Below are 20,093 nucleotides of genomic sequence, written 5' to 3'. Positions count from 1 at the left end.
TGGCATATTTTACTCTTTTTGAGCAAAAGACGCAAATACTGCTGGGATTTGGTACCGAAGACGGGACATAAAATCGGGATGAATTGTAACGACAATTAGTATATTTTGTCAACATGCATTTTATCGCCCCCGATTGCCGTTTGTGCTGGTATTTCAGGCTTTTTTAGCAAAAAGATGATGAAGCCCTTCCTGTCACCAGTAAAAGATGGTTAAATGAATACTCACAATTAATGCATAAAAATGCAGTTAAGGTTGTTGAGTCGAACTCACCACAGTCTATCGAGCAGGGTTTTATTTTATGACGACGATTCTCAAGCATCTCCCGGTTGGTCAACGTATTGGTATCGCTTTCTCTGGTGGACTGGATACCAGCGCCGCGCTGTTATGGATGCGCAAAAAAGGCGCCGTGCCTTATGCATATACCGCTAACCTGGGTCAACCGGACGAAGACGATTACGATGCTATTCCGCGCCGCGCGAAAGAGTACGGCGCCGAAGGCGCCCGTCTGATCGACTGCCGCAAACAGCTGGTCGCAGAAGGGATCGCCGCGATTCAGTGTGGCGCTTTCCATAACACCACCGGCGGGTTGACCTACTTCAACACCACGCCGCTGGGCCGCGCGGTCACCGGCACCATGCTGGTAGCGGCAATGAAAGAAGACGGCGTCAACATCTGGGGCGATGGCAGCACCTATAAAGGCAACGATATCGAACGTTTCTATCGCTACGGCCTGCTGACCAACGCTGAACTGCAGATCTACAAACCGTGGCTGGACAGCGATTTCATCAATGAACTCGGCGGCCGTCACGAAATGTCCGAATTTATGATCGCCTGCGGCTTTGACTACAAGATGTCGGTCGAGAAAGCCTATTCCACCGACTCCAATATGCTCGGCGCTACCCACGAAGCGAAAGATCTGGAGTTTCTGAATTCCAGCGTCAAGATCGTCAACCCGATTATGGGCGTGAAGTTCTGGGACGAAAACGTGAAGATCCCTGCGGAAGAGGTCACCGTACGCTTTGAGCAGGGTCACCCGGTAGCGCTTAATGGCAAAACCTTCGCCGATGATGTCGAGATGATGCTGGAAGCCAACCGCATCGGCGGTCGTCACGGCCTGGGCATGAGCGACCAGATCGAAAACCGGATTATCGAAGCGAAAAGCCGCGGCATTTATGAAGCCCCGGGGATGGCGCTGCTGCATATCGCTTACGAGCGTCTGCTGACCGGTATTCATAACGAAGATACTATCGAGCAATATCACGCTCACGGTCGCCAGCTGGGCCGTCTGCTGTATCAGGGCCGCTGGTTCGATTCCCAGGCGCTGATGCTGCGTGATTCGCTGCAGCGCTGGGTCGCCAGCCAGATCACCGGCGAAGTCACCCTTGAGCTGCGTCGCGGCAACGACTACTCGATCCTCAATACGGTATCAGACAACCTGACCTATAAAGCAGAGCGTCTGACCATGGAAAAAGGCGATTCCATGTTTACCGCTGAAGACCGTATCGGCCAGCTGACCATGCGTAATCTGGATATCACCGATACCCGCGAGAAGCTGTTCGGCTACGCGCAGTCTGGCCTGCTGAGCGCCTCCTCAGCGACGGGTTTACCGCAGGTTGAAAATCTGGAAAACAAAGGCAAATAATCGCCTGACGATGTTTGCTCTCTGCCGGCGGCTCTCCGCCGGCTTTTTTATTTTTTGTTACCAGTCTGCACCAGAAAATTCGAAAAGAGGCATTATTTCCTTATCGCCTGGTCAGCAAAATTGTTGACTATAATATCCTCAATTGATTAATTCGTATCTGGTGATAAACATCATGAATATTAAACCGCCTATCAGGCCGCAGAAGGCCATTGACCGATTGATCGATGTGCTTGAGCCACACGCGACGCCCGTTAACGCGATCGCCAGAAAAAGACTCACGTGGGAATATAAAGGCAAAACCCAGCTCTTTATTTTTAAAAAAGGCGAGTTGTCGATTATTCGTAATTCCGACAGGCTCTTGATGGTGACCGTCTATGAACCCCACCTTTTCGGCGTGGCGGAAATGCTGCAGCCCAGCCGCAGTCATAGCCTGCGTGCAGAGGTCTCATCCGAGCTGCTGCGTATCGACTACGATCTGGCGTCGGCGCTATTTCGTCAGCATAATCTGTGGGAAGAAGTGACAATCCTGCTGGCCTATCATACCTCGTATATGGTGTATCGTGACGATTTGGTATTGCAACAGCGAACCTATTCGGTGATCCGTAACCATCTGCTGGAAATGATGCTCTTAACCGAAGAGACACGACAGCGCGTATCTATTCTTGAATATATTCAGGACCGGACTCATCTCTCACGCAGCAGTATTCTTAATGTCTTGTCAGCCTTAAAGAAAGGCGGTTATATTGCCTTTGCCCGGGGGGGTTATTTACAAAGCATTGCCTCACTTCCTGAAAAATTCTGACTCGCGCCAACCTCTGTCATTTGTGGCTATTCATCTCACAGCTGAAGTTGTTTAAATTTAAACCAATAAACGCTAACGGTAACAAAAAAATAATTTTAAGCTAAATACCTGAGTTACCGGAGGACATCCTGTGCCGGGCACGACCAGCAGACAGCCATACAAGGCGTTCATCGCCGGGTCTGCACAGGCGCAGGATATGCCGCCGGCAATCGGCCAGGCGTGAGCAGCGGTAGCGGGAGTTGATCCCCTCTCCTACCGCCTGCTCGACCATAACGATGAGATCCAAAAACCCGTTAATTTTGCCCGAACACCCGTATCGGGCTTTTTTTTATCTGAAGGAATTCAACAATGAAGTCTATTGCTCCAAAAATGGTAGCCCTGATGATCGCTGTGGGGGCCAGCGGCGCCGCCTGCGCATCCGTTAATCTGCATGGTGAAGCCGGTAGCGAGTTTACCAATCTGTCTGCCAGCTTTGGCGCCGGGGAACCTGGAATGACGTTCAATACCCAGTGGGCGCATAGTGACAATGACGGCGACACCATTGGACTGGGTATGGGTTATAACTTCAACCTCGGGCCTTTCCTGATGACGCTGGGCGGTAAAGGCATCTATCTGAACCCTAAAGATGGGGATGAAGGTTACGCCATCGCCGCGGGTGGCGGAGCAGAGCTTCCTCTCGGCCAGTACTTCACGCTCTTCGGTGAGGGCTATTACTCGCCGGACTCGATGTCCAGCGGCGTCGATGATTATGTGGAGGCCAATGCCGGGGTACGCCTTAACGTGCTGCCGTCGCTGAATATCGAAGCAGGCTATCGATATATCGATATGGCGGGGAAAGACGGCCATCGCGACAACACCCTCGCCGACGGGGCCTACGCCGGGGTTAACTTCCGCTTTTAATCCATGCACAGGGATTGCCATCCGGCAGTCCCTGCTTCATTCTTAACTGGCCTGTGGCACGCTTTTCAGTACGCGGTTAATCTCCTGCAGGCCAGCAACATTATTCTCTTTGCGGTAAACCTCATTCATAGACGCCATCTGCTCCAGGCGGGTCAGAGCGCCATACACCTGATACGCTTCGCTGTGTCTGTCGAACACATCGCGGCGCTCAACATCCTGCAGATAATTGCTTTTCAATGAATGGTTAAGGCGGCCAATCAGTGCCGTATTGTCCTGGAAATAGCGCGTCACCGCCTGGGCATTGTTCGCTTCAACGCCAGGCTCACTGTATGATACCGGTACGGTTAGCGCATTAATCGTCTCCACCGTTTTGGATGGCGATGTTGAACTGCATCCCGCTAAACCGAGCGCGCCGGCGACGATAAGCAACCCGATCTTGTTCATTGTGTCACTTCACCTCTGTTGATTAGACGTGGCGACTTTAACGACAGTAAAAGGCGGGAGCCAGTGAAGAGATGTTTATTAATAAATGACCGGCGGGGATAAAAACAAAAAAAGACGCTTTTCAGCGTCTTTTTTCTGGAATATTGGTACCGAGGATGGGACTCGAACCCACAAGCCCGTTAGGGCACTACCACCTCAAGGTAGCGTGTCTACCAATTCCACCACCTCGGTACAGAATACTTAGTGCGGGATATCGCTGGTCGGCTGAGCCGGCGCAGTTGGCTGAGTTTGCTCTGTTTTCGGCGCGCTCAGGTTATCCCACTCACTTCCTTTACTGGTCTTGTTGCTGTTGATGTTACCCAGCGCCAGACTGATGATGAAGAACAGCGCAGCCAGGATGCCGGTCATACGGGTCATGAAGTTACCAGAACCGCTGGACCCAAACAGTGTGCCGGAAGCGCCTGCACCGAAGGAGGCTCCCATATCAGCGCCTTTACCTTGCTGCAGCATAACCAGACCTACGAGGCCAATCGCTACAATAAGGAAAACAACCAAAAGAGCTTCGTACATAATCAACCTGTTCCTTGCGGATTCGCCGCATACCAAGTGCTTCGACCAATAAAGCGGGACGTTTTAACGTTTCCCACTGAAGCGGGTGTGAATACTAACCAAAGCGAATGACCTTCGCAAGGGCAATTTCGACACATTGTATCAACTGCAGAAAAAAACAGCAAAAAGCCGGTATTCGATCATAAAAAAGGCGGCAAGCGCCGCCTTTTTAACCACTTAGCCGGCAAGCTTAGACGCTTTTTACCGCTTCGGCGATGCGATGCGCAAACTCGTGCACCTGATCTTCATGCTCGCCTTCCACCATGACGCGGATCAGCGGTTCCGTACCCGATTTACGCAGCAGGACGCGGCCACGCTTACCTAACGCCGCTTCCACTTCTGCGGTCACCGCTTTGACATGCTCATTCTCCAGAGGGTTACCGCTGCCCTCGGTAAAGCGCACATTCACCAGCAGCTGAGGGAACATCTTCATGCCGCTGCACAGGTCATGCAGGCTCATGTGGTTGCGTACCATCGCCGCGACCACCTGCAAACTGGCGACGATGCCATCGCCGGTGGTGGTTTTATCCAGCAGGATCACATGGCCGGAGTTTTCCGCACCGATGCGCCAGCCTTTTTCCTGGAGCATCTCCAGCACATAGCGGTCACCCACCTTAGCGCGGGCAAACGGGATGCCCAGCTGCTTGAGCGCCAGCTCCAGGCCCATATTGCTCATCAGCGTACCGACGGCGCCGCCGCGCAGCTGTCCCTGACGCAGCCCTTCCCGGGCGATGATGTAGAGGATCTGGTCGCCATCGACTTTATTGCCTTCGTGGTCAACCATGATCACCCGATCGCCATCGCCATCGTAGGCAATGCCCAGATCGGCTTTTTCCGCCAGCACGCGCGCCTGCAGCGCCCGCACGTCGGTGGCCCCGACCTCTTCGTTGATGTTGAGGCCGTTAGGCTCGCAGCCCATCGCGATAACCTGGGCGCCCAGCTCGCGGAAAACATTGGGCGCGATGTGGTAGGTTGCGCCGTGTGCACAGTCCACCACCACTTTCAGCGTGGAGAGGCTCAGTTCGTTAGGAAAGGTGCCTTTACAAAACTCAATGTAGCGGCCCGCGGCATCGACGATGCGGCTGGCTTTGCCCAGCTCAGCCGAGTCCACACAGGTGAGCTCTTTCTCCATTTCGGCTTCAATCGCCTCTTCCACATCATCCGGCAGCTTGGTGCCCTCAATGGAGAAGAACTTGATGCCGTTGTCGTAGAAAGGGTTATGTGAAGCGGAGATGACGATCCCCGCCTCGGCGCGAAAGGCGCGCGTCAGGTAGGCGATCGCCGGCGTGGGCATTGGCCCGGTGAACGACGCAGAGAGCCCCGCTGCCGCCAGCCCGGCTTCCAGCGCCGATTCCAGCATATAGCCCGAAATACGGGTATCCTTGCCGATGATAATTTTACGCGAGCCGTGACGCGCTAACACTTTGCCCGCCGCCCAGCCGAGCTTAAGCACAAATTCCGGAGTGATCGGCGCATCGCCGACGCGGCCACGAATACCATCGGTGCCAAAATACTTGCGGTTACTCATAACGTTTTTTTCCCTTAGCGGCGAGAGTGGCTTCCACCACGCGCAGCGCTTCTACCGTTTCTTTGACATCATGGACGCGGATAATCTGCGCGCCCTGCATTGCTGCAATGACGGCACACGCCAGGCTGCCGTTCAGCCGTTCCGACGGCCCGACGTTCAGCAACTGACCTACCATCGACTTACGCGACATACCGACCAGCAGCGGCAGACCAAAGTGATGAAACTCTCCCAGCCTGGCCAGCAGTTGATAATTGTGGGTGAGATTTTTACCGAAACCGAATCCCGGGTCGAGCAGCAATTTTTCTTTTGCGATCCCTGCCTGTTCGCAGCGCACGATGTGTTCATTAAAAAAGCGCTCCACATCGGCGAAGACATCCTCATACTTCGGCGCCTCCTGCATGGTTTTCGGCTGTCCCTGCATATGCATCAGACACACCGGCAGCCCGGTTTCCGCCGCAGCCTGCAACGCGCCGGGTTCGGTCAGCGAACGAATATCGTTAATGATATGCGCCCCTGCCCGGGCGGATTCGCGGATAACCTCCGCTTTGGAGGTATCCACGGAGATCCACACCTCAAAGCGCTGGGCGATAGCCTCCACCACCGGGATCACCCGCGCAAGCTCCTCTTCCACGCTAACCTCAGCCGCCCCTGGCCGCGTCGATTCACCGCCGATATCAATGATGGTCGCCCCGGCGTTGATCATCAGATTGGCATGCTTCACCGCCTCAATCAGCGAATTATGGGCGCCGCCATCGGAGAAGGAGTCAGGCGTCACATTAAGAATACCCATCACGTGGGGGTGAGAGAGATCGAGGGTTGAGCCCTGGGCTACAAGTTTCATCACAAAATCCCTGAGACTGAAGAGGTTAAAAAAGAAAAACCCCGGAGCGGGCGCCCCGGGGTTTTAAGGTTAAAACAAGACATCAACAGCGGCAGCTTATTTGTCGCCCAGCTGCTCTGACATGGTGTTGCCCGGGTTCGGCGTACGCGGTTCATCGACCGGACGCGGCGCACGAGGCGTGCCATTGTTGTCAGAGTTGTTAGAAGAACCGGGTTCTTCCCAACCCGCTGGCGGACGAACATCGCGACGAGCCATCAGGTCGTCAATCTGCGGCGCATCGATGGTCTCATACTTCATGAGCGCATCTTTCATCGCGTGCAGAATGTCCATGTTGTCGTTCAGCAGCTGGCGAGCACGACCGTAGTTACGCTCAATCAGCGATTTCACTTCCTGGTCGATGATACGTGCGGTTTCATCGGACATATGCTTCGCTTTCGCGACGCTGCGGCCGAGGAACACTTCACCCTCTTCTTCCGCGTACAGCAGCGGACCAAGTTTGTCGGAGAAGCCCCACTGGGTCACCATGTTACGCGCCAGGTTCGTCGCCACTTTAATGTCGTTAGACGCGCCGGTAGAAACATGTTCCGGACCGTAGATAATCTCTTCCGCCAGACGACCGCCGTACAGGGTGGAGATCTGACTTTCCAGTTTCTGACGGCTGGCGCTGATCGCATCGCCTTCCGGCAGGAAGAAGGTCACACCCAGCGCACGACCGCGCGGGATAATCGTCACTTTGTGCACCGGATCGTGCTCCGGCACCAGACGACCGATAATCGCGTGGCCCGCTTCGTGGTAAGCGGTGGACTCTTTCTGCGCTTCCGTCATCACCATGGAGCGGCGTTCCGCACCCATCATGATTTTGTCTTTCGCTTTTTCGAACTCAACCATCGATACGACGCGTTTGTTGCCGCGGGCAGCAAACAGGGCCGCTTCGTTGACCAGGTTGGCCAGGTCCGCACCGGAGAAGCCAGGGGTACCGCGAGCAATGATTGCCGCATCGATATCCGGCGCCAGCGGAACGCGACGCATATGCACTTTCAGGATCTGCTCACGACCGCGAACATCCGGCAGGCCAACCACCACCTGGCGGTCAAAACGGCCCGGACGTAGCAGCGCGGGGTCAAGAACGTCCGGACGGTTAGTCGCCGCGATAACGATAATGCCTTCGTTACCTTCGAAGCCGTCCATCTCAACCAGCATCTGGTTCAGGGTCTGCTCACGTTCATCGTGACCACCGCCAAGACCGGCGCCACGCTGGCGGCCGACGGCGTCGATTTCATCGATGAAGATGATGCAAGGCGCTGCTTTCTTAGCCTGTTCGAACATGTCACGCACACGGGATGCACCAACACCGACGAACATTTCTACGAAGTCAGAACCGGAAATAGTAAAGAACGGCACTTTTGCTTCGCCAGCGATCGCTTTCGCCAGCAGCGTTTTACCGGTACCCGGAGGACCGACCATCAGGACGCCTTTCGGGATCTTACCGCCCAGTTTCTGGAAGCGGCTCGGCTCACGCAGGTATTCCACCAGTTCGCCGACTTCCTCTTTCGCTTCGTCACACCCGGCAACGTCAGCAAAAGTGGTTTTGATCTGATCTTCCGTCAGCATACGGGCTTTGCTTTTGCCGAAGGACATCGCGCCCTTTCCGCCGCCGCCCTGCATTTGCCGCATAAAAAAGATCCAGACGCCGATCAACAACAGCATTGGGAACCAGGAGATGAAGATGGAAGCCAGCAGGCTTGGCTCTTCTGGTGGTTCACCAACAACTTTGACGTTTTTAGTCAACAGGTTATCGAGCAGCTTCGGATCGTTAACCGGAATGTAAGTCGTGTAACGGTTACTATCTTTCTTGGTAACGTTGATCTCACGTCCGTTGATACGCGCTTCGCGAACCTGGTCCTGATTGACCTCTTGCAGGAAGGTAGAATAATCCACCTTGCGGCCATTCGACTCGCTGGGCCCAAAGCTCTGGAATACTGACATCAGCACAACGGCAATGACCAGCCAGAGTATTAGGTTTTTCGCCATGTCACTCAAGGGATTAACCTCTTATTACAACTGTGTTAAAAACAGCGTCAGGATACGCTATATCCAGTTTCTTTCAAACTTTCATTTGAAATCTGCCGGTTATGGTTTACGCCCGGTCGCTACAATATACACTTCACGCGAACGAGCGCGGGAAGAGTCCGGCTTACGAACTTTGACCTTCGTAAACAGGGAGCGAATTTCTCGAAGATACTCATCGAAGCCTTCGCCCTGGAACACCTTCACTACAAAACTACCACCTGGCGCTAATACATCACGAGACATTTCAAGCGCCAGTTCTACCAGATACATCGCCCGGGGAATATCCACCGCCGGTGTTCCGCACATATTCGGCGCCATATCGGACATGACCACTTGTACTTTACTGTCGCCTACTCGCTCAAGTAACGCTTTCAGGACTAATTCATCACGAAAGTCGCCCTGAAGGAAGTCCACACCAACGATTGGATCCATTGGTAAAAGATCGCAAGCGATGATGCGGCCGCTGTTGCCGATCTGCGTGACCGCATACTGCGACCAGCCCCCGGGAGCAGCGCCGAGGTCAACTATCGTCATCCCCGGCTTAAAAATTTTGTCACTTTGCTGTATTTCATCAAGTTTAAACCAGGCACGGGAACGTAACCCCTTTTTCTGTGCCTGTTGAACATATTTATCGCTAAAGTGTTCCTGAAGCCAGCGGCTTGAGCTGGCAGAACGCTTTTTACCTGTCATTTAACATTCCCGTTCGGGTTCATCGTACTTTACTGCGTAAAAATCGACGCGGTAGTTTGGCGATATATGGGAGATGGCGGTAGAATGACCCGTTTTCAATCCCAACGTAAGCAAAAAAATACGATGAATCTGAGTACTAAACAAAAACAGCACCTGAAAGGTCTGGCACATCCGCTCAAGCCGGTAGTTATGCTTGGCAACAATGGTTTGACCGAAGGGGTACTGGCCGAGATCGAACAAGCGTTAGGGCACCATGAACTCATCAAGGTGAAGATCGCCTCAGAAGATCGCGAAACTAAAGCCTTGATCGTGGAAGCCATCGTGCGCGAAACCGGCGCCTGTAACGTACAGGTCATCGGTAAAACGCTGGTTCTGTACCGCCCAACGCCAGAGCGTAAAATCTCGCTGCCACGCTAAGAATATCCTCAATCCCGACACAACTTTGTGTAAAACGAGGGATTTCTGTGGCCAGGCGAGCAAAATGCCATGCTCGTGACGTTGATAAAAGGCCGCTATGCGGCCTTTTTCCTTTCTTTACAATCTATAAACATCGTAGCGGGAAATACGCCTTACAGGTATTCAACCTTGGTAATTTCGTATTCCACTTCCCCACCCGGTGTACGGATAGTCACGACGTCATCCTGCTCTTTACCGATCAGACCACGGGCAATCGGCGAGTTCACGGAGATCAGATTCTGCTTAAAATCAGCTTCGTCATCGCCCACGATACGGTAGGTCTGTTCCTCGTCAGTATCGAGGTTCAGCACGCTGACAGTAGAGCCAAAAATCACCCGGCCATTGTTCGGCATTTTGGTGATATCGATAACCTGCGCATTGGACAGCTTCGCTTCGATATCCTTGATACGCCCTTCGCAGAAGCCCTGCTGTTCACGCGCGGCGTGATACTCGGCATTCTCTTTCAGATCGCCGTGTTCACGGGCCTCAGCAATAGCGGCAATGATTTCAGGACGACGCACAGACTTCAGATAATCCAGTTCTTCGCGCAGTTTTTCAGCGCCACGTAAGGTCATCGGAATCGCTTGCATTAGTTATACCTCTTTATCATTCCTTCAGGAAACGGATAGCTCCGCTCCGCCACCTGTCCTGTCCACGGGCAGGACACGAGCAAAAAGAAACCGACCCGGGAAACACTCCCCAGGTCAGCAGCAATTTTTCATTTGATAGGTATTTTACCCCGAAGTTCATTATGGGTCATCGTTTACTTTACTGGGCGTTGCACCGTAGTATGACGGCCTGGCTTCAGGTTGTTAGCGCGAGATTATGCGATTTCCCAGATTTATCATCGGATTGACTGCCGGTATAGCGCTTAGCGCTCAGGCGGCGAATATTGACGAGTACATCACCCAGCTTCCCGCCGGTGCGAACCTTGCCTTTATGGCGCAAAAGGTCGGCGCATCGACGCCGGAAATCGACTATCACAGCCAGCAAATGGCGCTTCCGGCCAGTACGCAAAAGGTCATCACCGCGCTGGCGGCCCTGCTGCAGCTGGGTCCCGATTTTCGCTTCACCACCACGCTGGAAACCAAAGGCTCACTGGACGGCGGCGTGCTGAAAGGCGATCTGATCGCCCGCTTCGGCGGCGACCCGACGCTGAAGCGGCAGGATATTCGCAACATGGTGGCGACGCTGAAAAAAGCTGGCGTGCAGCGTATCGACGGCAATGTGCTTATCGATACCTCGGTCTTCGCCAGCCATGATAAAGCGCCGGGGTGGCCGTGGAACGACCTGACGCAATGCTTCAGCGCTCCGCCTGCGGCGGCGATTGTCGACCGCAATTGCTTCTCGGTCTCGCTGTATAGCGCGCAGAAGCCGGGCGATCTCGCCTTCATTCGCGTCGCCTCCTATTATCCGGTCACCATGTTCAGTCAGGTTCGCACCCTGGCGCGTGGCTCATCGGAAGCCCAGTATTGCGAACTGGACGTGGTGCCGGGCGACCTCAATCGCTATACCCTCACCGGCTGCCTGCCGCAGCGTACCGAACCGCTGCCGCTGGCCTTCGCGATACAGGATGGCGCCAGCTACGCCGGGGCGATCCTTAAAGCGGAGCTGAAGCAGGCGGGGATCGCCTATAGCGGCACGCTGCTGCGTCAGACGTTGGCCAATGAGCCCGGCACGGTATTAGCCACCACCCAGTCGGCGCCGCTGCACGATCTGCTGCGGATCATGCTGAAGAAATCCGACAACATGATTGCGGATACCGTTTTTCGTACCATCGGTCATGCCCGGTTCGGCGTACCAGGGACCTGGCGGGCAGGATCCGATGCCGTACGTCAGATCCTGCGTCAACAGGCTGGGGTTGATCTCGGCAACACCATCATCGCCGACGGCTCTGGCCTGTCGCGCCACAACCTGATCGCCCCGGCGACCATGATGCAGGTGTTGCAGTATATCGCCCAGCACGACACCGAGCTCAACTTCATCTCTATGCTGCCGCTGGCGGGCCATGACGGCTCGCTGCAGTATCGCGCCGGCCTCCATCAGGCGGGCGTCGATGGCAAAGTCTCGGCGAAAACCGGGTCGCTGCAGGGGGTTTATAACCTTGCGGGCTTCATCACTACCGCCAGCGGGCAAAAGGTGGCCTTCGTGCAATACCTCTCCGGCTACGCCGTGGAGCCAGCCGATCAGCGTAACCGCCGCATACCCTTGGTACGCTTTGAAAGCCGGCTTTATAAAGATTTGTACCAGAACAACTAAAAACAAAAGGGCCGCATCAGATGCGGCCCTTTTTGATCCAGAGAAGTCAGGATTAACGTTTGTAGATGAATTCAACGCCTTCTTCGTCGTCTTCGTCCCAGTCGTCATCCCAGTCTTCGTCATCTTCCACTTCGGCTTCGGCCTCTTCAAGCTGCTGACGGTGATAGTCGTCCCACATAAACTCGACTTTCTCCGGCTTCTGCTCTTCTTCCGCCTGCACGATGGGGTTTTCGATGATGAAGGTCATCACGTCCCAGCACAGATCTTTTACGCCCTGCTGGCTGGCGGCGGAGATCAGGTAGAATTTCTCTTCCCAACCCAGCGCTTCAGCAATTGCCTTCGCTTTAGCTTCGGCTTCCGCTTTGTCCATCAGGTCAATCTTGTTAAAGACTAACCAGCGCGGTTTGGAGGCCAGCTTCTCGCTGTATTTCTCCAGCTCGCCGATGATGATGCGCGCGTTCTCAACCGGATCGGAACCGTCGATAGGCTCGATGTCGATCAGGTGCAGCAATACGCGGCAGCGCTCAAGGTGCTTGAGGAAGCGGATGCCGAGGCCTGCGCCTTCCGCTGCGCCTTCAATCAGCCCCGGGATATCGGCGACCACAAAGCTCTTCTCATTGTCCATACGCACCACGCCCAGGCTTGGCACCAGGGTGGTAAACGGATAGTCAGCCACTTTCGGCTTGGCGGCGGAGACCGCACGGATAAAGGTGGATTTACCGGCGTTCGGCATCCCCAGCATTCCGACGTCCGCCAGCAGCATCAGCTCCAGCTGCAGGTCGCGCTTATCACCCGGCGTACCCATGGTCTTCTGACGCGGCGTACGGTTAACGGATGATTTAAAACGGGTGTTGCCCAGACCGTGCCAGCCGCCCTTCGCCACCATCAGACGCTGACCGTGTTTGGTCATATCGCCCATGGTCTCGCCGGTGCCCTGGTCGATAACCCGGGTCCCGACCGGCACTTTTACCGTCACGTCTTTACCACGCTTACCGGTACAGTCGCGGCTCTGGCCATTCTGCCCGCGTTCGGCGCGGAAAGATTTTTCAAAACGGTAGTCGATCAGGGTATTCAGGTTTTCGTCCGCTTCCAGCCAGACATCGCCGCCGTCACCGCCATCGCCGCCGTCCGGGCCGCCTTTCGGAATATATTTTTCGCGGCGGAAGCTTACGCAACCATTGCCGCCGTCACCTGCTACGACCAGGATCGTTGCTTCATCTACAAACTTCATTTTACTCTCCGTAAATCATTCGCCTGAGCGGGGCAGCGGTACTACCGCCTCTCGCTTACGCCAACGTCCCCAAAGACGATGACCGATGGCGGAATACATCGCGCCCGCAACCACGACAAACGCACCGAGATAACCAATCAGGTTTAACATCGGTCTGGCGAAAACATCGGGCCAGGCCATTGATAATAAATCAGAAAACAGTAGCGTAAACAGTGGCGTCAAGGTGATTAACGCGCTGACCTGCGCCGCCTGCCAGCGCGCCATGGCTTCCGCCAGCGCCCCGTAGCCGACCAGGGTATTCAACCCGCAAAAAATCAGGCATGCCAGTTGCCAGCTGCTTAACCGGGATATCACCCCTGGCTCAGCGAGCGGCAGTAATGCAATCGTACATAAAGTGTACAGCAAAAATAGTATCTGCTGCGATGCCAGACGGCGCAATAACACCTTTTGCGCGACGCCGTAGCTTACCCACACCGTTGCGGCAGCAACGCCGAAAATTACCCCCCACGTGTAGTCCGTCAGGCGGGTAAAGATTTCAATCAGGCTGGTGTTGAAGAACATCACCAACCCGCTGAGCAGCATTAACGCGCCCACCACCTGGGTGCCGCGCATGCGCTCTTTCAGAATCACGACGCTAGCCACCATCATGCCTACCGGCGATAGCTGGCCGATGACCTGAGAAGCCGTGGGGCTGAGATACTGCAGGGAAGAACTGAACAGGATGAAGTTACCGAACAGACCGCCGGTGGCTATCGCTAATAAGACCAGCCAGCGCGGCTTGCGAAAAATTCGCAGCGGCGGCAGTTTGCCTTTGATCGCGAGGATCGCGCCAAGGCCAATACTGGCCATCAGGAAGCGATAAAACACCACCGTTGGCGGCGCCATCACCTCAAGAACCTGCTTCATTGCAATCGGCAACGCTCCCCAACACATCGCGGTGGTAAGCGCCAGAATAATGCCAATCCTAGCCTGCTGCTTCATGCCTGTTTCCCTGCAAAAATTTTCCGGTAGACGAATGTAAAAAGCCCCGCAACGTGTTGCGGGGCTTTCATCCGTTACCGGGACGCGAAAAACTTATTCAGCAACGATGCTGATGAATTTACGGTTTTTCGGGCCTTTAACTTCGAACTTGACTTTACCGTCAGTCAAAGCGAACAGAGTGTGGTCACGGCCGCAACCAACGTTGGTGCCAGCGTGGAATTTGGTACCACGTTGACGAACGATGATGCTACCTGCCAGAACTGCTTCACCGCCGAAACGTTTTACGCCCAGACGTTTAGCTTCTGAATCGCGACCGTTACGAGTCGAGCCGCCAGCCTTTTTATGTGCCATTTAAATCTACTCCTCAGGTCTTAGGCGCTGATGCCAGTGATTTTCACATCAGTGAACCACTGACGATGGCCCTGCTGCTTACGATAGTGTTTACGACGACGAAACTTAACGATTTTAACTTTCTCGCCACGACCGTGAGCAACAACTTCAGCTTTGATTACGCCGCCCTCAACGAAAGGAACGCCGATCTTGATTTCTTCACCGTTTGCGATCATCAGCACTTCAGCGAACTCAACAGCTTCGCCAGTTGCGATGTCCAGCTTTTCCAGGCGAACGGTCTGACCTTCGCTTACTCGGTGTTGTTTACCACCACTTTGGAAAACCGCGTACATATAAAACTCCGCTTCCGCGCACCTCTTCGTGTGATTCAGAGTGCGCTATAAATATTCACAATAGGGCGCGAATATTACGCAAAACGCGAGCCTTTGACAAGAGCGATTAGCGATCAATGCAGAAAAAAAACACAACTTTCACGACAACGTTTATCTACGGCAATTTTTCAGTACAATCATAACTTCTTTTAATTCTGTCTTAATCCTTCTGTGATCCCACCTGGATTCATGGTAACAGGACATTTGGCCCGGCTTTTGCGATGAATTTAGAAAAAATCAATGAGTTAACCGCGCAAGATATGGCGGGTGTCAATGCGACGATTCTTGAGCAACTCAACTCCGATGTTCAGCTTATCAATCAGTTAGGCTATTACATCGTCAGCGGCGGCGGCAAACGCATTCGCCCGATGATTGCTGTGCTCGCCGCCCGCGCGGTGGGTTATCAGGGGAGCGCGCATGTCACCATTGCTGCGCTGATTGAATTTATTCATACCGCCACCCTGCTGCATGACGACGTCGTCGATGAGTCTGATATGCGTCGCGGCAAAGCCACGGCAAATGCGGCGTTTGGCAATGCCGCCAGCGTGCTGGTCGGCGATTTTATCTATACCCGCGCCTTTCAGATGATGACCCAGTTGGGCTCGCTGAAGATCCTCGAGGTCATGTCGGAAGCGGTGAACGTCATTGCCGAAGGCGAAGTGCTGCAGCTGATGAACGTCAATGACCCGGATATCACGGAAGAGAACTACATGCGCGTCATCTACAGCAAGACGGCGCGTCTGTTTGAGGCAGCCTCGCAGTGTGCGGGATTACTGGCCGACTGCACTGCGGAAGAAGAGCGCGCGTTGCAGGATTATGGCCGCTATCTCGGCACCGCTTTCCAGCTGATCGACGATTTACTCGATTACAGCTCCGACGGAGAGCGGCTTGGTAAAAACGTCGGTGACGACCTCAACGAAGGCAAACCGACGCTACCGCTGCTGCACGCCATGCACCATGGTACCGCCGATCAATCGGCGATGATTCGCGGGGCAATCGAGCAGGGCAACGGCCGCCATCTGCTTGATGCCGTCCTGGAAACGATGGCTGCCTGCGGTTCGCTGGAATGGACGCAGAAACGTGCCGAAGAAGAAGCTGACAAAGCGATTGCCGCGCTGCAGGTTCTCCCTGACACCCCCTGGCGTGAAGCCTTGATCGGGCTGGCGCATATCGCGGTTCAGCGCGATCATTAATCCCCTCCCCCTTCCCGCGCAATGCGCGGGAAAGTTCCAGTAAAAACCCATTCCCTACCGTAAATTTCCGGATACCTTGATACATTCTGAATATTCCGGCGCCTTAACAGAACTTGTTAGAACCTTACCTGGTGCGCGGGTATAGTGTCCCCGTCGCCCATATGGGCCGATCAGGATCTTTATCACCAGGAGAATTTATGGATAAGTTCATCGACTGGCATCCCGCAGATATTGTTGCGGGATTACGTAAACGGGGAACATCGCTGGCGGCAGAGTCGCGACGGCACGGTCTGAGTTCTTCAACGCTGGCGAACGCCCTGACCCGCCCCTGGCCGAAAGGCGAATTAATCATCGCCACGGCGCTGGATACACAGCCGTGGGTCATCTGGCCGTCACGCTACCATGATCCGGTAACGCATGAGTTTATCGACAGAACGCAGATGATGCGTCAAAAGAAGATGGACAAGTGATGTGATTGTTCGACAAGGACCCGGGATAGACGCCCGGGCCCTGACAGGATGCGGTTACTCGCCTTTCACGCGCTGAATATTGGCACCCAGCGCCTGCAGTTTATCTTCGATACGCTCATAGCCACGATCGATATGATAGATGCGATCGACGATGGTGGTTCCCTCAGCGATACAACCTGCCAGCACGAGGCTCGCCGAGGCACGCAAATCGGTCGCCATCACCTGCGCGCCCGAAAGCTGCTCCACGCCGTGACAGATCGCGGTATTGCTCTCGATCTCCGCGTGGGCGCCCATACGGATCAGTTCCGGAATGTGCATAAAGCGGTTTTCAAAGATCGTTTCGGTGATCACGCCGGTCCCTTCCGCGACCAGGTTGAGCAGCGTGAACTGGGCCTGCATATCGGTCGGGAAGCCCGGATGCGGCGCGGTACGCACGTTAACCGCTTTCGGACGGTTGCCGTGCATATCAAGGCTGATCCAGTCTTCGCCCGTTTCGATGTCCGCTCCGGCGTCGCGCAGCTTCGCCAGTACGGCGTCCAGGGTATCTGGTTGCGCGTGACGGCAGAGGATCTTGCCGCCGGAAATGGCTGCGGCAACCAGGAAGGTCCCGGTTTCAATACGGTCCGGCAGTACGCGGTAAACGCCGCCGCCCAGACGCTGCACGCCTTCGATGGTGATGCGATCGGTGCCCTGGCCGCTGATTTTTGCGCCCAGCGCGTTAAGGAAGTTCGCGGTATCGACGATCTCCGGCTCGCGAGCGGCATTTTCGATAATCGTCGTCCCCTCGGCGAGGGTCGCTGCGCTCATGATAGTGACAGTGGCGCCGACGCTCACTTTATCCATCACGATATGCGCGCCTTTCAGACGACCATTGACCGAGGCTTTAACATAACCTTCTTCCAGTTTGATCTCGGCGCCCAGCTGTTCCAGCCCGCTAATATGCAGATCGACCGGACGCGCGCCGATGGCGCAGCCGCCAGGCAGAGAAACTTGTCCCTGACCGAAACGCGCCACCAGCGGGCCCAGCGCCCAGATGGAGGCGCGCATGGTTTTCACCAGATCGTACGGAGCACAGAATACATCGACCGGGCCGGCGTCAATCCACACCGAACCATTGCGCTCTACCTTCGCGCCCAGCTGACTCAGCAGCTTCATGGTGGTATCGATGTCTTTCAGCTTAGGTACGTTCTGGATCTCTACCGGCTCTTCGGCAAGCAGCGCGGAAAAGAGGATTGGCAGGGCGGCGTTTTTTGCACCGGAGATGGTGACTTCGCCCTGAAGGCGAGTCGGCCCCTGAACACGGAATTTATCCATTGATTCTGTTCTCTATTAAAAATTCACATACGCTGCAGGGGATCCCCCACAGCTTAGAAGCCATTTAGTTTGCGGTCTCGCGCCCACTCCTGCGGAGTAAAGGCCTTGATCGACAGCGCATGGATGCGGTTGTCAGCAATATATTCCATCAACGGCGCGTAGACGCTCTGCTGCTTTTTAACCCGACTCATGCCATCGAACATCTCACCCACAGCAATAACCTGAAAGTGGCTGCCATCGCCAGAGACGTGGACTTCCTGGAGGGGGAGTGCGTTCATCAGCACGGTCTGAATTTCATGATTTTCCATGGGCTCAAATTTATCTGATAGTGAAAACAGCCCAACATCTTAGAGGAAAGTGGCGCGGTCTTAAACAAGCAAAAAGCCCCGGCGAAAAGATTGCCGGGGCTTTCGGAATAGCTTCAGCGCTAAGGCACTGAAAAGATTATGGGATCATATCGGCAGGCAGGTTGTAAAGACCGACCAGCGTTTGCAGATTTTCGCTCTTGCCGATCAGCTGCGCTTCCCGGCCCTGGCGGCGAATCAGCGCGACAAAATGCACTAACAGCGCCAGGCCCGCCGTGTCCACGCGCGTGGTCTGGCTGAGATCGATGATCGCTGTCCCCGCCGTCGCCTGGGCGCGTGCCTCCCAGAGCGGGACCAGCAGATCCTGATCCAGCTCTCCGTGCAGCGCCAGCGTCTCGCCATCACGAGTCCAGCTCAGCTGCCCGCTCATTATTTTTTCTGTTCCAGGGTGATCGGCTGAGCGGAGATCGCTTTCAGCTGCGCGGTCAGGCCATCAACGCCCTTGGTACGCAGCAGATCGCTCCACTCATTTTGCTTGGTGGTGATCATGCTGACCCCTTCCGCGATCATATCGTAGGCCTGCCAGTTGCCGGTCTGGGTGTTTTTACGCCACTGGAAGTCGAGACGTACCGGCGGACGGCCATTCGGGTCGAGGATGGTGACGCGGATCGGAATGATGGTCGCGCTGCCCAGCGGCTGTTCCGGGGCAATCTGGTAGGTCTGACCATGGTACATGGCCAGCGCCTGGCCATAGGCCTGCTTCAGGTATTCACGGAAGGCGGCAAAATAGGCTTCACGCTGCGCCGGGGTGGCTTCTTTGTAATAGCGGCCCAGCACCAGCGCGCCGGCATACTTCACCTGCACATACGGCAGAAGCTCCTGGTCGACGATGTCGCGCAGATAGTTAGGGTTGGCCTTGATCTTCGGCTGTTCATTCTTCAGGCGATCGAAGGTTTTCTGCGCCGCTTCATTCATCAGCTTATACGGATTGGACTGGTCTGCCGCCTGGACCGCGGTCAGCGGGGCAATCACCAGCATGGCGACCATGAGTAAGCGTTTAAACATATCGTATTTCTCCTGAAATTAATGCGTCGTGCCGGCTGCCGGCGTCGCGTCAGTATGACCTTCTGCCTCGGCCTTATCATTGCCAGAATTCTGATTGTCGCCGCCCTTGCTGTTATAAAGGAACTGACCAATCAGATCTTCCAGCACCATGGCGGACTTGGTGTCCTGGATAGTACCGCCGTCTTTAAGGATAGTCGTCCCGAGGTCCGGGTCTTCAAAACCGACGTTCAGCGCCAGATACTGCTCGCCCAGCAGGCCAGAGGTGCGGATCGCCAGCGAACTGGTATCGGGGATATGGTTGTAGCGCTCATCAATATCGAGCTCCACGCGCGGCAGATAGGTTTTCGGGTCGAGGGTGATGTCCGCCACGCGGCCAACAACCACACCGCCGATGCGCACCGGCGAGCGCGCTTTCAGGCCGCCGATATTATCGAAGGTCGCGTAAAGACGGTAAGTCGGCTCGGTACGTAACGAGGTGACGTTTGCCGCCTTCAGGCAGACAAACAGCGCCGCCAGCAGCGCCACCAGTAAGAACACCCCTACCCAGATTTCATTTTTTTTCGTTTGCATG

At 55.0% G+C, this 20,093-nt stretch carries 23 protein-coding genes and 1 tRNA gene; 7 read left to right on the top strand and 17 right to left on the bottom strand.

From position 1 onward, the window contains the following. Positions 1-298 precede the first annotated feature (298 nt). The 3 genes from argG (at position 299) to QLG03_RS13005 (ending at position 3,344) form a co-directional block, all read left to right on the top strand. Complete coding sequence (gene argG, locus QLG03_RS13015) at positions 299-1,642, top strand: argininosuccinate synthase (RefSeq protein WP_004144895.1); 1,344 nt, start codon at positions 299-301, stop codon at positions 1,640-1,642. Between the two features lie 172 nt (positions 1,643-1,814). Further along, positions 1,815-2,444: a winged helix-turn-helix transcriptional regulator gene (locus QLG03_RS13010; protein WP_023291118.1), complete on the top strand. Its 630-nt coding sequence runs from the start codon at positions 1,815-1,817 to the stop codon at positions 2,442-2,444. A gap of 348 nt (positions 2,445-2,792) precedes the next feature. Beyond that, on the top strand, positions 2,793-3,344 hold the full coding sequence (locus QLG03_RS13005; RefSeq protein WP_032454172.1) for a YfaZ family outer membrane protein: 552 nt from the start codon (positions 2,793-2,795) through the stop codon (positions 3,342-3,344). Positions 3,345-3,386: 42 nt separating this feature from the next. Here the strand turns inward: QLG03_RS13005 and QLG03_RS13000 are convergent, their stop codons facing one another. The 7 genes from QLG03_RS13000 to rlmE form a co-directional block, all read right to left on the bottom strand. Beyond that, positions 3,387-3,635, bottom strand: a complete 249-nt coding sequence (locus tag QLG03_RS13000; RefSeq protein ID WP_072096600.1) for a hypothetical protein — start codon at positions 3,633-3,635, stop codon at positions 3,387-3,389. Positions 3,636-3,932: 297 nt separating this feature from the next. Then, a tRNA-Leu gene (locus QLG03_RS12995) sits at positions 3,933-4,019 on the bottom strand. A gap of 9 nt (positions 4,020-4,028) precedes the next feature. Further along, positions 4,029-4,358 (bottom strand): preprotein translocase subunit SecG, encoded by a 330-nt coding sequence (secG, locus tag QLG03_RS12990; RefSeq protein WP_002918369.1) that lies wholly within the window; start codon positions 4,356-4,358, stop codon positions 4,029-4,031. A 229-nt stretch (positions 4,359-4,587) separates the two neighbouring features. After that, positions 4,588-5,925 carry a phosphoglucosamine mutase gene (gene glmM / locus QLG03_RS12985; protein WP_065882608.1) on the bottom strand — a complete coding sequence of 446 codons (1,338 nt, stop codon included), beginning with the start codon at positions 5,923-5,925 and terminating at the stop codon, positions 4,588-4,590. After that, positions 5,918-6,766, bottom strand: a complete 849-nt coding sequence (gene folP / locus QLG03_RS12980; protein ID WP_004206182.1) for a dihydropteroate synthase — start codon at positions 6,764-6,766, stop codon at positions 5,918-5,920. The genes glmM and folP overlap by 8 nt, the downstream gene beginning before the upstream one ends. 96 nt (positions 6,767-6,862) lie before the next feature. After that, on the bottom strand, positions 6,863-8,797 hold the full coding sequence (gene ftsH, locus QLG03_RS12975; protein ID WP_004206183.1) for an ATP-dependent zinc metalloprotease FtsH: 1,935 nt from the start codon (positions 8,795-8,797) through the stop codon (positions 6,863-6,865). 99 nt (positions 8,798-8,896) lie between these two features. Continuing rightward, positions 8,897-9,526 carry a 23S rRNA (uridine(2552)-2'-O)-methyltransferase RlmE gene (rlmE, locus tag QLG03_RS12970; RefSeq protein ID WP_008806638.1) on the bottom strand — a complete coding sequence of 210 codons (630 nt, stop codon included), beginning with the start codon at positions 9,524-9,526 and terminating at the stop codon, positions 8,897-8,899. Positions 9,527-9,649: 123 nt separating this feature from the next. On the opposite strand from rlmE, the gene yhbY reads away from it, so the two are divergent. Then, positions 9,650-9,943: a ribosome assembly RNA-binding protein YhbY gene (gene yhbY, locus QLG03_RS12965; protein WP_002918374.1), complete on the top strand. Its 294-nt coding sequence runs from the start codon at positions 9,650-9,652 to the stop codon at positions 9,941-9,943. Positions 9,944-10,095: 152 nt separating this feature from the next. Here the strand turns inward: yhbY and greA are convergent, their stop codons facing one another. Then, entirely contained in the window at positions 10,096-10,572 is a 477-nt protein-coding gene (gene greA / locus QLG03_RS12960; protein ID WP_002918375.1) for a transcription elongation factor GreA, read from the bottom strand. A 235-nt stretch (positions 10,573-10,807) separates the two neighbouring features. Between greA and dacB the strand changes: the two genes are divergently transcribed. Further along, on the top strand, positions 10,808-12,241 hold the full coding sequence (gene dacB, locus QLG03_RS12955) for a serine-type D-Ala-D-Ala carboxypeptidase (RefSeq protein ID WP_224359499.1): 1,434 nt from the start codon (positions 10,808-10,810) through the stop codon (positions 12,239-12,241). 52 nt (positions 12,242-12,293) lie between these two features. Here dacB and cgtA read toward each other — a convergent pair whose 3' ends face one another. The 4 genes from cgtA to rplU form a co-directional block, all read right to left on the bottom strand. Further along, on the bottom strand, positions 12,294-13,472 hold the full coding sequence (gene cgtA / locus QLG03_RS12950) for an Obg family GTPase CgtA (RefSeq protein WP_004206186.1): 1,179 nt from the start codon (positions 13,470-13,472) through the stop codon (positions 12,294-12,296). A gap of 15 nt (positions 13,473-13,487) precedes the next feature. Continuing rightward, positions 13,488-14,453 (bottom strand): DMT family transporter, encoded by a 966-nt coding sequence (locus tag QLG03_RS12945; protein WP_282473643.1) that lies wholly within the window; start codon positions 14,451-14,453, stop codon positions 13,488-13,490. A 93-nt stretch (positions 14,454-14,546) separates the two neighbouring features. After that, the gene (gene rpmA, locus QLG03_RS12940; protein ID WP_002434222.1) at positions 14,547-14,804 is read right to left on the bottom strand and encodes a 50S ribosomal protein L27; all 258 of its coding nucleotides are present in this window, start codon (positions 14,802-14,804) and stop codon (positions 14,547-14,549) included. A gap of 20 nt (positions 14,805-14,824) precedes the next feature. Continuing rightward, a complete protein-coding gene (gene rplU / locus QLG03_RS12935; RefSeq protein WP_002918379.1) occupies positions 14,825-15,136 on the bottom strand; it encodes a 50S ribosomal protein L21 in 312 nt (103 codons plus the stop codon). Between the two features lie 260 nt (positions 15,137-15,396). Between rplU and ispB the strand changes: the two genes are divergently transcribed. Next, positions 15,397-16,368, top strand: coding sequence for an octaprenyl diphosphate synthase (gene ispB / locus QLG03_RS12930; RefSeq protein WP_023291123.1), 972 nt, complete (start codon positions 15,397-15,399; stop codon positions 16,366-16,368). Between the two features lie 197 nt (positions 16,369-16,565). Next, positions 16,566-16,838: a DNA-binding transcriptional regulator SfsB gene (gene sfsB, locus QLG03_RS12925; protein WP_004206189.1), complete on the top strand. Its 273-nt coding sequence runs from the start codon at positions 16,566-16,568 to the stop codon at positions 16,836-16,838. A 54-nt stretch (positions 16,839-16,892) separates the two neighbouring features. Here the strand turns inward: sfsB and murA are convergent, their stop codons facing one another. From murA to mlaD, 5 genes are all read right to left on the bottom strand, one after another. After that, a complete protein-coding gene (gene murA, locus QLG03_RS12920) occupies positions 16,893-18,152 on the bottom strand; it encodes a UDP-N-acetylglucosamine 1-carboxyvinyltransferase (protein ID WP_023291124.1) in 1,260 nt (419 codons plus the stop codon). A 53-nt stretch (positions 18,153-18,205) separates the two neighbouring features. Next, on the bottom strand, positions 18,206-18,460 hold the full coding sequence (gene ibaG / locus QLG03_RS12915) for a BolA family iron metabolism protein IbaG (RefSeq protein WP_004144910.1): 255 nt from the start codon (positions 18,458-18,460) through the stop codon (positions 18,206-18,208). Positions 18,461-18,596: 136 nt separating this feature from the next. Further along, complete coding sequence (gene mlaB, locus QLG03_RS12910) at positions 18,597-18,887, bottom strand: lipid asymmetry maintenance protein MlaB (RefSeq protein ID WP_023291125.1); 291 nt, start codon at positions 18,885-18,887, stop codon at positions 18,597-18,599. Further along, entirely contained in the window at positions 18,887-19,522 is a 636-nt protein-coding gene (mlaC, locus tag QLG03_RS12905; protein WP_023291126.1) for a phospholipid-binding protein MlaC, read from the bottom strand. The genes mlaB and mlaC overlap by 1 nt, the downstream gene beginning before the upstream one ends. Before the next feature lie 18 nt (positions 19,523-19,540). Continuing rightward, positions 19,541-20,092, bottom strand: coding sequence for an outer membrane lipid asymmetry maintenance protein MlaD (gene mlaD / locus QLG03_RS12900; protein WP_004206195.1), 552 nt, complete (start codon positions 20,090-20,092; stop codon positions 19,541-19,543). Between the last annotated feature and the right edge of the window lies 1 nt (position 20,093).

It is taken from the genome of Klebsiella sp. V115_8 (assembly GCF_029967715.1).
In the GTDB taxonomy this organism is placed as follows: domain Bacteria; phylum Pseudomonadota; class Gammaproteobacteria; order Enterobacterales; family Enterobacteriaceae; genus Klebsiella; species Klebsiella quasipneumoniae.
The sequence above is the reverse complement of the archived record's forward strand: the minus strand, read 5'-3'. Positions and strand labels throughout refer to the sequence as shown.

Bases quoted from the DNA above. Each gene is read 5' to 3' on its own strand.
- cgtA (WP_004206186.1), bottom strand. From the start codon at position 13,472: ATGAAGTTTGTAGATGAAGCAACGATCCTGGTCGTAGCAGGTGACGGC.
- folP (WP_004206182.1), bottom strand. From the start codon at position 6,766: ATGAAACTTGTAGCCCAGGGCTCAACCCTCGATCTCTCTCACCCCCAC.
- dacB (WP_224359499.1), top strand. From the start codon at position 10,808: ATGCGATTTCCCAGATTTATCATCGGATTGACTGCCGGTATAGCGCTT.
- secG (WP_002918369.1), bottom strand. From the start codon at position 4,358: ATGTACGAAGCTCTTTTGGTTGTTTTCCTTATTGTAGCGATTGGCCTC.
- sfsB (WP_004206189.1), top strand. From the start codon at position 16,566: ATGGATAAGTTCATCGACTGGCATCCCGCAGATATTGTTGCGGGATTA.
- murA (WP_023291124.1), bottom strand. From the start codon at position 18,152: ATGGATAAATTCCGTGTTCAGGGGCCGACTCGCCTTCAGGGCGAAGTC.
- rplU (WP_002918379.1), bottom strand. From the start codon at position 15,136: ATGTACGCGGTTTTCCAAAGTGGTGGTAAACAACACCGAGTAAGCGAA.
- argG (WP_004144895.1), top strand. From the start codon at position 299: ATGACGACGATTCTCAAGCATCTCCCGGTTGGTCAACGTATTGGTATC.
- yhbY (WP_002918374.1), top strand. From the start codon at position 9,650: ATGAATCTGAGTACTAAACAAAAACAGCACCTGAAAGGTCTGGCACAT.
- rpmA (WP_002434222.1), bottom strand. From the start codon at position 14,804: ATGGCACATAAAAAGGCTGGCGGCTCGACTCGTAACGGTCGCGATTCA.
- mlaB (WP_023291125.1), bottom strand. From the start codon at position 18,887: ATGAGCGGGCAGCTGAGCTGGACTCGTGATGGCGAGACGCTGGCGCTG.
- ftsH (WP_004206183.1), bottom strand. From the start codon at position 8,797: ATGGCGAAAAACCTAATACTCTGGCTGGTCATTGCCGTTGTGCTGATG.
- QLG03_RS12945 (WP_282473643.1), bottom strand. From the start codon at position 14,453: ATGAAGCAGCAGGCTAGGATTGGCATTATTCTGGCGCTTACCACCGCG.
- mlaC (WP_023291126.1), bottom strand. From the start codon at position 19,522: ATGTTTAAACGCTTACTCATGGTCGCCATGCTGGTGATTGCCCCGCTG.
- QLG03_RS13005 (WP_032454172.1), top strand. From the start codon at position 2,793: ATGAAGTCTATTGCTCCAAAAATGGTAGCCCTGATGATCGCTGTGGGG.
- QLG03_RS13010 (WP_023291118.1), top strand. From the start codon at position 1,815: ATGAATATTAAACCGCCTATCAGGCCGCAGAAGGCCATTGACCGATTG.
- mlaD (WP_004206195.1), bottom strand. From the start codon at position 20,092: ATGCAAACGAAAAAAAATGAAATCTGGGTAGGGGTGTTCTTACTGGTG.
- ibaG (WP_004144910.1), bottom strand. From the start codon at position 18,460: ATGGAAAATCATGAAATTCAGACCGTGCTGATGAACGCACTCCCCCTC.
- ispB (WP_023291123.1), top strand. From the start codon at position 15,397: ATGAATTTAGAAAAAATCAATGAGTTAACCGCGCAAGATATGGCGGGT.
- rlmE (WP_008806638.1), bottom strand. From the start codon at position 9,526: ATGACAGGTAAAAAGCGTTCTGCCAGCTCAAGCCGCTGGCTTCAGGAA.
- greA (WP_002918375.1), bottom strand. From the start codon at position 10,572: ATGCAAGCGATTCCGATGACCTTACGTGGCGCTGAAAAACTGCGCGAA.
- glmM (WP_065882608.1), bottom strand. From the start codon at position 5,925: ATGAGTAACCGCAAGTATTTTGGCACCGATGGTATTCGTGGCCGCGTC.